The organism is Paenibacillus sp. BJ-4, from assembly GCF_020404765.1.
Lineage (GTDB): Bacteria > Bacillota > Bacilli > Paenibacillales > Paenibacillaceae > Paenibacillus.
On the sequence record NZ_JAIVEM010000089.1, the window covers coordinates 1 to 403 of the forward strand.

Sequence of the window (403 nt, forward strand, 5' to 3'; positions counted from 1 at the left end):
CGATAGTGAAGCAGTACCGTGAGGGAAAGGTGAAAAGCACCCCGGAAGGGGAGTGAAATAGATCCTGAAACCGTGTGCTTACAAGAAGTCAGAGCCCTATTTATGGGTGATGGCGTGCCTTTTGTAGAATGAACCGGCGAGTTACGTTCCCGTGCAAGGTTAAGGTGAAGAGCTGAAGCCGCAGCGAAAGCGAGTCTGAATAGGGCGAATGAGTACGTGGACGTAGACCCGAAACCGGGTGATCTACCCCTGTCCAGGGTGAAGGTGCGGTAACACGCACTGGAGGCCCGAACCCACGCATGTTGAAAAATGCGGGGATGAGGTGGGGGTAGCGGAGAAATTCCAATCGAACCCGGAGATAGCTGGTTCTCCCCGAAATAGCTTTAGGGCTAGCCTCGGAAAA

At 53.6% G+C, this 403-nt stretch carries 1 rRNA gene; it reads left to right on the plus strand.

Annotated elements, in window-relative coordinates:
* A 23S ribosomal RNA gene (locus tag LCF57_RS16020) occupies positions 1–403 on the plus strand; the annotation flags it as partial.